The following is a 16001-nucleotide window of genomic DNA, read 5'->3' on the forward strand; positions in this document are numbered from 1 at the left end:
ACAAAAACAGGCAGTGTCTGCCACTGCCTGTACGTTCAGCCGAGGATGCCGGCGACCGCCGCCCTCAGTTCATGAATATCGAACGGCTTTGTAAAATAGTCCGTCGCCCCGAGCTCCTTTGCCGTATCAATCTGTTCCTGCTCTCCATACGCAGTCATCATGAGGACCGGCGTGGACGGCGAAACCGCCTTGATCTCCTTCAATACTTCAATGCCGTCCATCCCCGGCATTTTCATGTCGAGCAGCACACAGTCCGGGGAGGTTTCATGAAATCGCTCCACCGCTTCGAACCCGTTTTTCGCGAGCACCGTCTCGTGGCCTTCCCTCCGGAAAACTTCCGCCAGCAGCAACCGGATTCCGTTCTGATCGTCGACGACCAATATCCGTTTCATTCCATTCCCGCCTTCCGTCCTAGTCCGTATTGCTTGTATTCGAGACAAATGGCACAATTCCTTCAATTAATTGAGGAATCCGCAAATTCCGCATTTCCCCGGATTCGCTTTTCCATGTTCATCCGCCAGCCGGAGCCCTATAATGAAGGCGGAGGGATTCATATGAAAATGCTGACGACACAGATCACCGGCCTTCTGCAGCGCATCGCCGCGAACGAAGAAGAGGCGATCGGAATGACTGCCCGCCTGCTCGCCCAGGCGACCACCGGGCAGGGGACCGTTTACATTGCCGCATTCGGAGAGCTCGGGGCGGTGAGCGCAAACGCGATCCGGGGCGCCGAGCCATTTGAAGGCGCAGCCCGCTACCGCGGGGAGGAAATGACGAGTGCGGACCGCGTCTGGATCCTCACCCGTTCCGCGGCGGACACGGAGGCGCTGGAGCTTGCACGGAAGCTCTCGGAACGATTCATCCCGTTTGCCGCCACGGCTTCGGAACATGAGGATTCGGAAGGAAATGAGCTGGCGGGACTGGCCACCGTCTATACAAGCCTCGGCGTGAAAAAAGGGCTGTTGCCTGCCGAGGACGGCGGACGGACCGTCCTGCCTCACGCGCTGGCCGGCCTGTTCATCTACGAGGCCGTGCGGCTCGATTATGTTGAACTGCTCGCAGAATTTGAATGAGACTATGAGAGGGCGGATGCACGCCGGAAAGTGCGGTGCATCCGCTTCCGCCACAGATTAAAAAAGGTCCTGCCTCAATGGGCAGGACCTTTTCTGATCGGTTTTCATTTGCCGAGCGACGCGCGGACGAATTCGCGGAAGAGCGGCTGCGGGCGATTCGGGCGTGAAATGAATTCCGGATGGAACTGGCACGCGACGAACCATGGATGTTCAGGGAGTTCGACAATTTCAACGAGGCGTCCGTCCGGGCTGACACCCGAGAAGACAAAGCCCGCTTTTTCGAACTCGTCACGGTATTCATTGTTGAATTCGAAACGGTGGCGGTGGCGCTCATAGACGAGGTCTTCGCCATATGCCTCGTGGGCTTTCGTGCCCGGCTTCACCTTGCACGGATACAGGCCGAGGCGGAGTGTGCCCCCGAGATCTTCGAGGTCTTTCTTGTCCGGCATGATGTCGATGATCGGGAATGCGGTCGACGGATCCAATTCGGACGAATGTGCGCCTTCCATGTTCATGACATGCTGGGCAAACTCGACGGATGCAAGCTGCATGCCGAGACAGATGCCGAAGAACGGGACGTTGTTCTCTCGTGCAAAGCGGACGGCGGCAATTTTGCCGTCGATCCCCCGGTCGCCAAAGCCGCCCGGCACCAGGATGCCGTCCATGCCGTCAAGCAGTCCGGCGGCATTTTCATCGGAGATTTCCTCGGCGTTGATCCACTTCACGGAAATGTCCGCGTCAAATGCATAGCCGGCATGCCGGAGTGCTTCCACGACGGAGATGTATGCATCCTGGAGCTCCACGTATTTCCCGACGAGGGCGATGTTCACCGTGTTCGACAGCGACTTCACCTTGTCAACGAGCTGTGTCCACTCCTCGAGGTCCGGCTGCGGGGCGATGATGCGCAGATGGTCGAGGACGAGGTCGTCCATGCCCTGCCGGTGAAGGTTGAGCGGAATCTCATAAAGGGTTTCCGCGTCGCGCGATTCGATCACTTCTTCCGGACGGATATCACAGAAGAGCGCAATCTTGTCTTTCATATCCTGCGGGACCGGCTGTTCGGTCCGTACGACGATCAGGTTCGGCTGGATGCCGAGTCCCCGGAGTTCCTTGACGCTATGCTGGGTCGGCTTCGTTTTCATCTCGCCGGCTGCGTGGATATACGGGATGAGCGTACAGTGGATGTACATCACTTCATCGCGGCCAAGATCACTGCGGAGCTGGCGGATCGCTTCAAGGTACGGGAGCGATTCGATGTCGCCGACGGTTCCCCCGATTTCCGTGATGACGACATCCGCATGAGTTTCCTTGCCAGCCCGGAGCACGCGCTGCTTGATTTCATTCGTGATATGCGGGATGACCTGCACGGTGGCCCCGTTGTAGTCGCCGCGGCGCTCTTTTTTCAGGACAGTGGAATAAATTTTGCCGGTTGTGACGGCGGAATACTTCGTCAGGTTGATGTCGATGAAGCGCTCGTAGTGGCCAAGGTCCAGGTCGGTTTCCGCACCGTCTTCCGTCACGTAGACTTCCCCGTGCTGGTATGGGCTCATCGTTCCCGGGTCGACGTTGATGTACGGGTCAAATTTCTGGATGGTCACTTCCAGTCCGCGGTTTTTCAGCAGGCGGCCGAGCGAAGCAGCCACGATTCCTTTGCCCAATGAAGAGACGACGCCTCCGGTTACGAAAATATACTTTGTCATGTTCGATCTTCCTCCCTTGGTTGCCAAAAACAAAAAACGCTCCCCTGCAAACCGTTCTGCAGGGGAGCGCATATGCACGTTTCCTATCTCCTAATTCAGGAGCCCGAATAAATCATAAACCCGCGGGAAGGGAGAAGTCAAGTTTATTCTTCTTCCTCTTCTTCCTCTTCGTCAATCTCCAATTCCTCATCGAGGTCAAGTTCGTCATCATCCAGATCGACGTCCTCTTCTTCCTCTTCTTCCTCATCGTCGAGGTCGAAGTCCTCTTCCTCTTCGTCGGCGAATTCGTCGAGATCCTCGTCATCGAAGTCTTCGTCCTCGTCTTCGGCCAGGAGGTCTTCATCTTCCTCATCGTCATCCACGACTTTCGCTTTCGCTTTTTTCTTGCGCGTCTTGACGACAGGGGCGGTTTCCTCTTCGATCTTGTCAACCGGATACCATTCACGGAGTGCCCAGCGGCCATCTCCGAGAGCAAGGAACCGGCCGTCAATGTTCAGGTCGGTATAGAAGCGGACGAGCCGCTCTTTCATTTCGGCTTCAGACAGCCCAAGCAGTTTCTTGAGCTCCGCCAGGATTCCGTCAAACGTGATGGGCTCGCGCCGCTCCTCCAGGAGGGCATAGGCGAGATCTATAAACGCTTCTTCATTCAATTGTTCTTTCGTCAGTTCAGTGATGTTCATCAGGCGCACGTCCTTTCTGCATACGGTGGCATAATCCCCATTATATACAAACCGGGCATTCCCATGCCACCCTCACGTACGTTTTTTCAAGTGTCTCAAGCCGAGGTAAGTCAGCCAGAAAAGCTGGGCGGACAGCAGGATCAGCGGAATTGCTGCAAGCCCGTGGTTATACAGCAACACGGTCACGACCACGAGGATGACCATGACGATGACATGATAGGTTAGCCTCACCCGGCAAGCCTCCCTTGGCGGAGTTTCCTTCATTATACATCACCAGAAGAAAATGATGCCCCCTGAAGGGGCATCATGGGAAATTTTTTCCGGAAAGCACGGAGTTTTCAAATTCCTGGGAGAACAACAAACACGCTGCATGGATGGCAAGCGGGCTTTCGGTCCATCCGGCTGCGCGGGCCAGACGCTCTGGGTCATCAGTCATGTTGTGCCGCAAAGCAGGCTTCGCTCTGCATCCTGTCTTCTGCCTGTCGCCCCTGGCCAGCCGCCCTCCGCTTTTGGTCTTACATATTCCTTCTGTATTGTCCCCCGACCTCATAAAGCGCAGAGGTGATCTGACCGAGACTCGCGACCTTCACCGTCTCCATGAGTTGTTCGAAGATGTTGCCGTTGGCGACGGCGGCCTGCTTCAGGCGACGGAGCGCTTCGGCCGTTTCGTCCTTGTTCCCCTCCTGGAATGTGCGGAGGTTGCGGATCTGGGTTTCTTTCTCTTCCTTCGTCGCACGCGCGAGTTCCATGCTGTCGATGTCATCTTCGCTCGGCGGGTTCGGGTTGAGGTATGTGTTCACGCCGATGATCGGCAGTTCACCCGAGTGCTTGAGGTGCTCATAATACATCGACTCTTCCTGGATCTTGCCCCGCTGGTACTGTGTCTCCATCGCGCCGAGCACGCCGCCCCGGTCGTTGAGCCGGTCGAATTCTTCCAGGACCGCCTGTTCGACGAGATCGGTGAGCTCCTCGATGATGAACGAACCTTGGAGCGGGTTTTCGTTTTTCGACAGGCCGAGCTCCTTCGTGATGATCATCTGGATTGCCATCGCGCGGCGGACCGATTCCTCGGTCGGTGTCGTGATCGCCTCGTCGTAGGCGTTCGTATGCAGAGAGTTGCAGTTGTCCTGAAGCGCCATGAGCGCCTGGAGCGTCGTGCGGATGTCATTGAAATCGATTTCCTGTGCATGCAGCGAGCGGCCGGACGTCTGGACATGGTACTTCAGCTTCTGGCTGCGCTCATTCGCACCGTACTTATCCCGCATCGCAACCGCCCAGATCCGGCGTGCGACGCGGCCGATGACCGTATATTCCGGATCAAGGCCGTTGGAGAAGAAGAACGAGAGATTCGGCGCGAAATCATCGATGTTCATGCCGCGGCTCAAGTAGTACTCGACGTACGTGAACCCGTTCGCAAGCGTGAACGCCAGCTGGGAAATCGGGTTCGCCCCCGCTTCCGCAATATGATAGCCGGAGATCGAGACGGAATAATAGTTCCGCACTTTATGGTCGATGAAGTACTGCTGGATGTCGCCCATCATGCGGAGCGCGAATTCCGTCGAGAAAATGCATGTGTTCTGGCCCTGGTCCTCTTTGAGGATATCCGCCTGCACGGTTCCGCGGACCGTCTGCAGCGTCCCCTCGCGGACATCGGCGAATTCCTCCACCGTGAGCACGCGGCCGAGCTCCTCTTCTCTCTTCTTCACCTGCTGGTCGATTGCGGTGTTCATGAACATCGCCAGGATGATCGGAGCCGGACCATTGATCGTCATCGAGACGGATGTCGCCGGCGCGCACAGGTCAAAGCCGTCATACAGCTTCTTCATGTCTTCGAGCGTACAGATCGATACGCCGGATTCGCCGACCTTCCCGTAGATGTCCGGACGGTAATCCGGATCCTCGCCGTACAGCGTGACGGAGTCGAATGCGGTCGACAGCCGCTTGGCATCATCATCTTTGGACAGATAATGGAACCGGCGGTTTGTCCGCTCAGGCGTCCCCTCACCTGCGAATTGGCGCTTCGGATCTTCGCCCTGGCGCTTGAACGGGAACACGCCTGCCGTGTACGGGAACGACCCGGGCACGTTTTCGGCATAGACCCAGCGCAGGATTTCTCCGTAGTCCTTGAACTTCGGCAAGGCGACTTTCGGGATCTGGAGACCCGACAGGCTTTCGGTGCGCAGGATCGTCCGGATCTCCCGGTCCCGTATCTTCGTCACATACTCCTCGCCGGAATACGCCTGCTTCAGGTTCTCCCAGTTGTCGAGGATCCTCTTGGACTCAGCGGTGAGTTCATCACGGACGCCGTCCATGAGCGATTCGACGGATTTCTCAAGCGCTTCGTCGCCGCCTTTTTCACGGATGATGGCAAGCGTCCCTTCAAGCTGGAACAATCTGCGGCCGAACTCCGCCTGCTGCGCCGCCCGCTTGTGATAGTCGCGGACCGTGTCCGTGATTTCGCGGAGATAATAGCGGCGGTCATTCGGGATGATGACGTTCTGCTTCTGTGTCTTCACAGAATGCTTGTAGGACGTCTCCCAGCCGAGGCTGAACTTTTCGTTTAGCACGTCGACGATGGCCGCAAACAGGGAATTGGTCCCCTTGTCGTTGAACTGGCTCGCAATCGTGCCGTACACCGGCATGTCGTCAAGGTCTTTGTCGAAGAGCATCCGGCTGCGCTGATACTGCTTTTGGACCTGGCGCAACGCATCTTCGGAACCTTTCCGTTCGAACTTGTTGATCGCAATCAAGTCCGCAAAGTCGATCATGTCGATCTTCTCAAGTTGCGTAGGCGCGCCGAATTCGCTTGTCATCACATACATGGAAGCATCAGAGATCTCTGCGACTTCCGCATCGCCCTGGCCGATCCCGCTCGTCTCGACGACGATCAGGTCAAAGCCTGCGGCACGGACAACGTCGAGCACGTCTTTGATTGCCCCGGACAGTTCGGAACGGGAGCCGCGCGTTGCCAGGCTGCGCATGTAGACGCGGTTGTTGAAGATCGCATTCATGCGGATCCGGTCGCCGAGCAGCGCCCCGCCCGTCTTCTGTTTGGTCGGGTCGATCGACAGGATGGCGACTTTCTTGTCCGGCAGCTCATGGAGGAACCGGCGGATGAGCTCATCGGTGAGCGAGCTCTTCCCGGCACCGCCCGTGCCCGTGATGCCGAACACCGGCGTGTTTTTCGACCGTTTGCGGACTTCCGTGAGCATGTTCTCGGCTTCCTCATCTCCCGACTTGTGGGCGTCTTCCGCCATCGTGATGAGGCCCGAAAGAAGCGGCACATTGTCCGTCGAAAGGTCTTCCGGATGGCCAAGGTCTTTTTTCTCGGCTGTCTTGTAGTCACACTGTCTCAGCATTTCGTTGATCATGCCCTGCAGGCCGAGGCGGCGGCCGTCTTCAGGCGAGAAGATCCCGGAGATGCCGTAATCCTGGAGTTCCTTGATCTCCTTCGGGATGATGACGCCTCCGCCCCCTCCGTATATTTGGATGTGCGGTGCGCCTTTTTCCTTGAGCAGATCGTGCATGTACTTGAAATATTCCACGTGGCCGCCCTGGTAGGACGAGATCGCAATCCCCTGGACATCCTCCTGGATGGCAGCATTGACGACTTCCTCGACAGATCGGTTATGCCCGAGGTGGATGACTTCCGCGCCGCTTGCCTGGAGGATGCGCCGCATGATGTTGATCGATGCATCGTGGCCGTCGAACAGGCTCGAAGCCGTGACGAACCGGACATGGTTCACCGGACGGTACACTTCTACTGATGCTGTGGTCAAGATGGTTCCCCCTCCCGCTGACGGACGACCAGACCGTTGATCAGTTCATCCGTCTGCATGGTAATGAATTCCTGAAGCGTGAACAGCTTGTGGAGCGCCCACCGGCGGAATGCCCACATCTGCCCCTGGACGACGATGTGGTGTGCGGCAAGCTTCGCTTCCTTGCCGGAAATGCGGAGCTCCCCCGTTTCCGCACAGCCGATGAGGATCTTTTCAAACAGGGCGGTCATTTCAAGTTCTTTTTCGAGAACGTATTTCAGTGCGGTCTTCGGCAGCGACTTCGATTCCTGGTACATCACCGTGAACTCATCATCCATGTCGTCGATGAGCGTGATGTACTGATGAATGGCATCCTTCAGGCCGCCGATCGTGCCCGGCTGCCCGGCCAACGGTGCAAGACGGCTGTTCACCTCGTCGTAGATCCGGTCACAGACGAGGTACAGCACGTCTTCCTTCGTCCGGATATACTCGTACAGCGTGCCGATGCTGAACCCCGCTTCCTTCGCGATTTCCCGCGTCGTCGTGCGGTGGAACCCCTTCTCCCTGAAAAGTTTCACCGCTCCGCGGATCATCTGGTCGCGGCGTTTTTCGATGAGTGTCTCGTCTTTGACGGACGACTTCACTTCATGGCGCACCGGTTTCCCGCGTTCCGTCATTTCGTCAGCATGCGGGAGATGACGAGCCGCTGGATTTCCTGCGTGCCTTCGTAGATCTGCGTGATCTTCGCATCGCGCATGTAGCGCTCGACCGGGTAGTCTTTCGTGTAGCCGTAGCCGCCGAACACCTGGACCGCCTCCGTCGTTACTTTCATTGCCGTATCGCCGGCCATGAGCTTGGCCATTGCCGACTCTTTTCCGTACGGGTGGCCGTTCGATTCAAGCCAGGCCGCCTGGTATGTGAGGAGGCGCGATGCCTCGATCGATGTCGCCATATCCGCGAGCTTGAAACCGACGCCTTGATTGGCTGCGATCGGCTTTCCGAACTGGACGCGTTCCTTTGCGTAGTCTACCGATGCGTCAAGCGCACCTTGTGCGATGCCGACCGCCTGTGCCGCGATGCCGTTCCGGCCGCCGTCGAGCGTCTTCATCGCGATGATGAAGCCCTGGCCTTCCTCGCCGAGCAGATTCTCTGCAGGCACCTTGCAGTTGTCGAAGATGACTTCGGTTGTCGGTGACGAACGGATTCCCATCTTCTTCTCCTTCTTGCCGACGGAGAATCCGTCAAAGTCCTTTTCAACGATGAACGCGCTCGTGCCCTTGTGCTTGGAGGACGGATCGGTGACCGCAAACACGATGTACGTATCGGCGATGCCGCCGTTCGTGATGAACATCTTCGAGCCGTTCAGGATGTAATGATCGCCATCTTTCCTGGCGGTCGTCTTCATGCCGCCGGCGTCGGAACCCGAACCCGCTTCCGTCAGACAGTAGGCGCCGACTTTCGAGCCTTCCGCCATCGGACGGAGGTACTTCTGCTTCTGCTCTTCCGTGCCGTACTTGAACACCGGCCAGCCGGCGAGCGACGTGTGCGCGGAGAGGACGACCCCTGCGGATGCATCCACCCGGGACAGTTCCTCGACCGCAATGACATATGCCAGGAAGTCGGACCCGATGCCGCCGTACTCTTCCGGCCACGGAATGCCCGTCAGGCCGAGCTCCGCCATCTTATGGAAGATCTCCATGTCAAAGCGCTCTTCCTCATCGCGCTCTGCTGCAGTCGGTGCCACATCCTTCGTCGCGAAATCCCGGACCATCTTGCGGATCATTTCATGTTCTTCGGACAGTTTGAATTGCATGTTCTCCACCCTTTCGGTAATCGGTCATGTCGATGATGCGTTGCGGCAAATCGATATCTTTATCGGATGAACATCAATGGTTCCATCCGGGTGCCTTCCTTTATCGGTGCAGACGCCGTTCATTTCGTGAGCTGGCCGCCAACGTGCTTTTTGGCGAAGAACATCTCACTGCGCGGTTTGCTTTTTGACGCAGAACATCCCACTTCGCGTTTGCCGCCAAACGCTTCGCTTTTTGACGCAGAACATCTCACTTCGTGAGATGTTTACTGATGACGAGCCGCTGGATCTCGCTCGTTCCCTCGTAGATCTGGGTGACTTTGGCGTCCCGGAAATAGCGTTCCATCGGATAGTCTTCCGTGTAGCCGTATCCGCCGAAGACCTGGATGCCTTCGATGGCACAGTCAACGGCCGCCTGGGAGGCGGACAGCTTTGCCATGGAGGCTTCCTTTCCGGCCGGCAGACCCTCGGACCGCAGCCAGGCGGCCCGGTAAACGAGGAGGCGGGCCGACTCGACCTGTGTTGCCATATCGGCGAGTTTGAAGCCGATCCCCTGATTGGCTGCGATCGGCTTGCCGAACTGGACGCGTTCCTTTGCATACGCCGTTGCCGCCTCAAGAGCGGCTTCCGCGATGCCGAGCGCCTGCGCGGCGATGCCGATCCGGCCGGCGTCAAGATTGGCAAGCGCGATCTTGAATCCTTCACCCGGCTTGCCGAGCACGTTCTCCTCGGGCACCCGCATATCTTCGAATGTGAGCTGGACCGTGCGGGAACCATGGAGACCCATCTTTTTCTCATCCTTGCCGATGATCAGTCCGTCGGTGCTACCTTCCACAATGAACGCGGTGACGCCGTGTGTTCCGGCAGCCGGATCGGTCGACGCGAACACGATGTAGACGTCCGCTTCGCCGCCGTTCGTGATGAACACCTTCGTGCCGTTCAGCACATATTCACCGTCTTTTTTCACGGCACGGGTTTTCAGTGCGCCGGCATCGGAGCCCGCGGACGGCTCGGTCAGGCAGAAGGCGCCGAGGTACTCGCCCGATGCGAGCTTCGGGACATATTTCTGTTTCTGTTCCTCGGTTCCGAACAGCAGGATCGGGTTCGTCCCGACCGACGTGTGGACGGACAGGATCACTCCCGGCACCGCACTCACTTTAGACAGCTCGTGCACTGCGATGATATAGCTGATGTAGTCCATTTCGGAACCGCCGTACTTTTCGGGAACGGAGATGCCCATCAGGCCGAGCTCTCCCATCTTTTTGACGATTTCACGCGGAAACTCGCCGGCCTCCATGCGCGGGATGAAAGGCTCGATTTCGTTTTTCGCGAAATCCCGGACCATTTTGCGCATCATCTTCTGTTCTTCTGTGAAATGAAAATTCATGCTGTGCACCTCATTTGCAGTTCCGCTGCCGGCAGACTATATTTTTTGTTCAACAACGGGCATCCTGCCCTCATTCGTAAACGTAGAAGCCCCGTCCGGATTTCTTGCCGAGCCATCCCGCGTTTACATATTTGCGGAGAAGCGGGCACGGACGGTATTTCGGGTCCCCGAATCCTTCTTGGAGCACTTCCATGATGTACAGGCAAGTGTCGAGGCCGATGAAGTCGGCAAGCTGAAGCGGTCCCATCGGATGGTTCATGCCGAGCTTCATCACTTCGTCGATGTCTTCCTTCGTCGCGACGCCTTCGTAGAGGGTGAAGATCGCCTCGTTGATCATCGGCATGAGGACACGGTTCGAGACGAAGCCCGGATAGTCATTCACTTCGACCGGCGTCTTCGACAGTTTGCGTGTCATGTCTTCGACCGCCTCGTATACTCCATCCTCCGTCGCAAGACCGCGGATGATTTCGACGAGCTTCATGACCGGCACTGGATTCATGAAGTGCATGCCGATCACCTGGCCCGGCCGCTTCGTGACTGCCGCAATTTCCGTGATCGGCAAGGCCGATGTGTTGGTCGCCAGGATGGCATGTTCCGGAGCGATTCCGTCAAGCTGGCGGAAGATCGACTGCTTGATCTCCATCTTTTCGACGGCTGCTTCGATGATGATGTCCGCGTCTTTTGCATCCGAGAGGTCGGTCGACTTCGTGATGCGGCCGAGTGCGGCGCTTTTTTCTTCTTCGGACATGCGGCCCTTTTCCACGCTGCGCGCCAGGTTTTTATCGATCACGCGGAGTCCGCGCTCATAGGATGCTTCGCTGATATCGTTCAAGATTACGTCAAAGCCGGACTGTGCGCACACCTGTGCGATGCCGCCGCCCATCTGTCCTGCTCCGATCACCATCACCCGTTTAATGTCCATCCGTCATTCCCCCTCGTCCGTTTTCGGTACTTCGATCATGATGGCGTCGCCCTGGCCTCCGCCCGAGCAGATCGCCGCGATGCCGATGCCGCCTCCGCGCCGCTTCAGCTCATGCGCGAGCGTCAGGATGATCCGTGCGCCGCTTGCGCCGATCGGGTGGCCGAGCGCCACGGCACCGCCGTTCACATTCACTTTATCGGGATCCAGCTTCGCGATCGCAGAGCTTGCGAGCGCCACGGCCGCGAATGCCTCGTTGATCTCGAACAGATCGATGTCATCCAGTGATTTCCCGGTTTTCCCGAGCAGCTCGTTGATGACGAGACCCGGCGTCTGAGGGAAGTTTTCCGGCTCTACCGCGACTTCGGCGTGTGCGACGATTTCGGCAAGCACGCTCTTCCCTTCTGCAGCCGCCCGGTCAGCGTTCATGAGGACGAGCGCACAGGCGCCGTCGTTCACGCCCGGTGCGTTGCCGGCCGTGATCGTCCCGTCGTTTCCGAAGGCAGGCCGGAGTTTGGCAAGCGTCTCCTTCGACGTATCACGGCGCGGAGCCTCATCCTCTCCGACAAGGATCATCTGCCCCTTGCGCGCAGGGACCTCGACCGGGACGATCTCCTCGGTGAACAGCCCTTCATCGATCGCCTTCACGGCCAGTTCATGGCTCCGGAGCGCCCAGTCGTCCTGTGATTCGCGGGACAGGCCCATTTTCTCTGCGGTTGAATTGCCGTACGTGCCCATATGGATGCGGTCGGGATGGAATGAGCAGGACAGACCGTCGTGGATCATGCCGTCGATGAGCGGGGCATCCCCCATCTTGAGGCCGAACCGGCCTTGCGGCATGTAATACGGGGCATTTGACATCGACTCCATGCCGCCCGCGACGATCACTTCCTCGTCCCCGAGCCGGATGATCTGATCGGCGAGCGAGACGCTCCGCATACCCGATGCACAGACTTTGTTCACCGTCTCGGTTTTCACGCCCCAGGGCAGGCCCGCCTTGTTCGCCGCCTGGCGTGACGGAATCTGTCCCTGTCCCCCCTGGAGCACCGTGCCCATGATCACTTCATCGACCTGCTCCGGAACGACCCCCGTCCGCTCCAGTGCCGCCTTGATCGCCGTGCCTCCGAGATCGCTTGCCGTCTTCTTTGCCAGCAGACCGCCAAATTTGCCGAACGGCGTCCGTGCGCCGCCGAGTATGACCGTTTTCGACATTTGCGTTTCCCCCTTTTTGATTTGAGAGCGTTTTCAAACCGGATCCGACAAAAGCCGGACAGACATTCAGTGCACCGGCACGATCCGGTGACTGAACGCTCGCTCGGCATTGCGTCAAAAGAAAAGGGAGTGACTCCATGCACTCCCTCTCTCATTTGTTTCATTGTATCGAATTTTCAAAGATGGTGCAACGGCTCACTGAAGGACCGGTTCTTCTTCTTCCTCTGCAGCCGTTTCCGGGTTGTCCCCGAATATGGAGCGCTCGAGCAGTTCGGCCACATCATATGTGCCCACCTTGTCCTCTGCCTCCACTGCTTTCGTGCCGTCGGACAGCATCGTCAGGCAGTATGGGCATCCGGAGGAGATGACGGACGGGTTCACTTCGAGCGCCTGCTCCGTGCGCGCCACGTTCACGCGGTGGCCGGTGTCTTCCTCCATCCACATGAGTCCGCCGCCTGCGCCGCAGCACATGCCGTCCTGGCGGTTGCGGACCATTTCGACGAGCTCGACGCCCGGAATGGACTTCAGGATCTCGCGCGGCGGATCATACACATCGTTGTACCTGCCGAGGTAGCAGGAGTCGTGGAAAGTGATCCGTTCATCCACCGCGTACTTCGGCTTCAGGCGGCCTTCCATGATGAGCTTGTACAGCAGCTCGGTATGGTGGTAGACGACGCCTTCGAACCCGAAGTCCGGATATTCATTCTTGAAGATATTGTAGGCGTGCGGGTCGATCGTCACGATCTTGTGCACGTCATTTTTCTCGAATTCTTTGATGTTCGCTTCGGCAAGCTCCTGGAAGAGGAATTCATTGCCGAGACGGCGAGGGGTATCGCCGGAGTTCTTTTCCTTGTTGCCGAGGATGGCAAACTTGACGCCCGCCTCATTCATGAGGTGTGCGAACGAGAGCGCGATCTTCTGGGAACGGTTGTCGAACGAGCCCATCGATCCTACCCAGAAGAGGTACTCAAAGCCTTCGCCCGATTTTTTCGCTTCCTTCACCGTCGGGATGTGGAGATCCGGACGCGCGTCACGCCAGTTTTCCTTTTCCTTCCGGTTGAGCCCCCACGGGTTGCCCTGGCGTTCGATGTTCGTCATCGCACGCTGTGCATCCGGGTCCATCCGTCCTTCGGTCATGACGAGGTAACGGCGGAGGTCGACGATCTTGTCGACGTGCTCATTCATGACCGGGCACTGGTCTTCACAGTTCCGGCAAGTCGTGCACGCCCAGATCTCTTCCTCCGTGATGACGTCACCGATGAGCGATGGGCTGTAGATGTCACCGATGACCGCGCCTTCCGCACCGGCTGCCATCGCGAGCTGGTTGCCCCGCGTATCGCTGAACATGAACGGCGGCACCCACGGCTTCTGCTTTGTCGTCACCGCACCGGTGTTCGTCAGATGGTCGCGGAGCTTTGTGATGAGGTCCATCGGCGACAGCATCTTCCCGGTCCCGGTCGCCGGGCACATATTCGTGCAGCGGCCGCATTCGACGCATGCGTAGAAGTCGAGCATCTGAAGCTGTGTGAAGTCTTCGATCTTCCCGGCGCCGATTGACGGCATTTCATCTTCGTCGCCGTCTTCCTCCTCCAGTACGGAGAAGTCGATCGGCGCAAGCTTGCCCCGTCGGTCAAAGCGCATGAAGAACGTATTCGCCGGGCCGGCGATGAGGTGGGCGTGCTTCGACTGCGGCACATACACGAGGAATGCGAGCAGCGTCAGCAGATGCACCCACCATGCGACAAAGAACACGGCTGCGGCGGCAGTCGGCGGCATCCACCCGAAACCGGAGGCGATGAGGGATGCCATCGGCTCCGTCCACGTGGCGGCATGGTCGTGCCAGATCATGTTCATTCCGTTCGCAACGAGCGTGGACAGCATGAGCGTCCCGATGAAGATGAGGACAAGTCCGGCCTTCCAGCCGCGCCGCAGGCGGACGAGCTTCTCCACGTAGCGGCGGTAGAACGCCCAGACGACCGCAACCAGAATCATGAAGACGACGATTTCCTGGAAGAACGTAAAAGCCGGATACACAGGGCCAAACGGCAGATGGGATCCCGGCTTCAGCCCTTTCCAGATGAGATCGACCGCCCCGAACTGCACGAGCAGAAAACCATAGAAGAACATGACATGGATGGCGCCGCTCTTCTTATCCTTGAGAAGTTTTTTCTGCCCGAAGACGTTCACCCAGATCATGTGGAGACGTTCCTGGAGCTTGAGGTCGAATTCCTCTTTCCTTCCGAGCCTCATGAACTGGATCCGTGTTTTGACGACGTATGTGAACAGTCCGAGCGCATACGCGACGATGGCCAGGAACAAAATCCAGTTGGCAATGAGCAATGGGTTCACAATGTCCTCCCCTTTCCTATCCGCTTGCCGGACGGCACTTTCTGTATCCGCTTTCAGCGGCGGGCGGAGCCCGGGTCCGGTCAATGATTATGGATATAGTTTAATAATGAATGAGCATTCAGTCAACACTATTTTAGAATTTTGCCATGTGTCCCAAAAAAGTGACGGCTGCTTTCCACCGATTTTACGGGAAGGCAGCCGTCTCTGCAACGGGAGAATGGATTCAGATGAGGCGGATGTCAGATTCTCTCTGTCTGATACGAGGATAGATGAGCTCTTCCGGCTGGATGCACCGAAGAAAAGTAGATTCAAAAGCAGTCAAGGAAAATCCCGTCACTGAAATAAAAAAACGGCCTTTCCATGAAAGACCGGTCCATCCTTTCCTATTCGACTTTGCCGAAAAACTGCCCGAAGTGTTCCCTGGCCCGTTCCTCTTCACCCGGCTTGATCCGGATCAACACCGCCGTCGACGGACCCGCGGAAGCGGCCGGGTCCAACCCTTCGGGCCAGGCGGCAAGCGGTCGTCCGGTCAGCCGTTTCCATTCCGCGTCCAGTCCTCCGGAACCGAGCGGCCAGACAGCGGTCGCCAATCCGACGGCAAGCGCTGATCTGATCTTACCGAGCCGGGCCGTCTTTCCGCTTTCCGCAAGCACCGCTTCTCCGACAAGGGGCCGGCCATACAGGAACCAGCGCCCTTTTGACGGAGCCGGCATACCGCCCCTTCTCCCGATCATCGTCACGGCCACAGCCGACTGGGGCATCTCCATATTGGTCTCGGAGCTGCCGGTGACCTCCGGCATCTTCTTCCCGCTTTCCGTAAACACTCGGAGGATGCCGTCTTGGTATGCCTCCCAGCTCCCTGCTCCGGTGAAGTTATGGATGATGACGCATTCCGGCTCGGCACCGGCCGCCCATTGTTCGAGCAGGCACACCCGTGCGGCAAAGTAGCCGACCACATCATCCGGCGCACGGACGGCATCCGCTTCCTTCATCCCGATTCCGCCGGAATTGTCGGTTGTCATGACCAGGCCGTTTCCGATCTCCACCGCATTCCTCACCGGACCGGCTCCAGGTTCCGCATCTTCTTCCGGACGGAGGGGATGGCAGCAGCCA

13 protein-coding genes are annotated in these 16001 nt (G+C 57.9%); 1 reads left to right on the forward strand and 12 read right to left on the reverse strand.

Going from position 1 to position 16001, the window contains the following annotated elements; translation table 11 throughout:
* Positions 1-35 precede the first annotated feature (35 nt).
* A complete protein-coding gene (locus B0B07_RS02585; RefSeq protein WP_076756801.1) occupies positions 36-392 on the reverse strand; it encodes a response regulator in 357 nt (118 codons plus the stop codon).
* A 162-nt stretch (positions 393-554) separates the two neighbouring features.
* On the opposite strand from B0B07_RS02585, the gene B0B07_RS02590 reads away from it, so the two are divergent.
* A complete protein-coding gene (locus tag B0B07_RS02590) occupies positions 555-1073 on the forward strand; it encodes a DUF2529 family protein (RefSeq protein WP_076756802.1) in 519 nt (172 codons plus the stop codon).
* Positions 1074-1177: 104 nt separating this feature from the next.
* Here B0B07_RS02590 and B0B07_RS02595 read toward each other — a convergent pair whose 3' ends face one another.
* The 11 genes from B0B07_RS02595 to B0B07_RS02640 form a co-directional block, all read right to left on the reverse strand.
* Complete coding sequence (locus tag B0B07_RS02595) at positions 1178-2773, reverse strand: CTP synthase (protein ID WP_076756803.1); 1596 nt, start codon at positions 2771-2773, stop codon at positions 1178-1180.
* Positions 2774-2916: 143 nt separating this feature from the next.
* Positions 2917-3453, reverse strand: coding sequence for a DNA-directed RNA polymerase subunit delta (gene rpoE, locus B0B07_RS02600; protein WP_076756804.1), 537 nt, complete (start codon positions 3451-3453; stop codon positions 2917-2919).
* Positions 3454-3525: 72 nt separating this feature from the next.
* Entirely contained in the window at positions 3526-3684 is a 159-nt protein-coding gene (locus B0B07_RS15205) for a hypothetical protein (RefSeq protein WP_159438411.1), read from the reverse strand.
* 284 nt (positions 3685-3968) lie between these two features.
* Complete coding sequence (gene icmF, locus B0B07_RS02605; protein ID WP_076756805.1) at positions 3969-7232, reverse strand: fused isobutyryl-CoA mutase/GTPase IcmF; 3264 nt, start codon at positions 7230-7232, stop codon at positions 3969-3971.
* Positions 7229-7888 (reverse strand): TetR/AcrR family transcriptional regulator, encoded by a 660-nt coding sequence (locus tag B0B07_RS02610; RefSeq protein ID WP_076756806.1) that lies wholly within the window; start codon positions 7886-7888, stop codon positions 7229-7231. The genes icmF and B0B07_RS02610 overlap by 4 nt, the downstream gene beginning before the upstream one ends.
* A complete protein-coding gene (locus B0B07_RS02615) occupies positions 7885-9024 on the reverse strand; it encodes an acyl-CoA dehydrogenase (protein WP_076756807.1) in 1140 nt (379 codons plus the stop codon). Before B0B07_RS02615 ends, B0B07_RS02610 begins: the two co-directional genes overlap by 4 nt.
* A 247-nt stretch (positions 9025-9271) precedes the next feature.
* Complete coding sequence (locus tag B0B07_RS02620) at positions 9272-10408, reverse strand: acyl-CoA dehydrogenase (RefSeq protein WP_076756808.1); 1137 nt, start codon at positions 10406-10408, stop codon at positions 9272-9274.
* Positions 10409-10478: 70 nt separating this feature from the next.
* Positions 10479-11330 carry a 3-hydroxybutyryl-CoA dehydrogenase gene (locus B0B07_RS02625; protein ID WP_076756809.1) on the reverse strand — a complete coding sequence of 284 codons (852 nt, stop codon included), beginning with the start codon at positions 11328-11330 and terminating at the stop codon, positions 10479-10481.
* Positions 11331-11333: 3 nt separating this feature from the next.
* Positions 11334-12539: an acetyl-CoA C-acetyltransferase gene (locus B0B07_RS02630; RefSeq protein WP_076756810.1), complete on the reverse strand. Its 1206-nt coding sequence runs from the start codon at positions 12537-12539 to the stop codon at positions 11334-11336.
* A 195-nt stretch (positions 12540-12734) separates the two neighbouring features.
* The gene (locus tag B0B07_RS02635) at positions 12735-14888 is read right to left on the reverse strand and encodes a (Fe-S)-binding protein (RefSeq protein ID WP_076757475.1); all 2154 of its coding nucleotides are present in this window, start codon (positions 14886-14888) and stop codon (positions 12735-12737) included.
* 383 nt (positions 14889-15271) lie between these two features.
* Positions 15272-15946 (reverse strand): hypothetical protein, encoded by a 675-nt coding sequence (locus B0B07_RS02640; RefSeq protein ID WP_076757476.1) that lies wholly within the window; start codon positions 15944-15946, stop codon positions 15272-15274.
* Positions 15947-16001: the final 55 nt, after the last annotated feature.

This window comes from Edaphobacillus lindanitolerans, assembly GCF_900156305.1.
GTDB classification, from domain to species: domain Bacteria; phylum Bacillota; class Bacilli; order Bacillales_A; family Planococcaceae; genus Bhargavaea; species Bhargavaea lindanitolerans.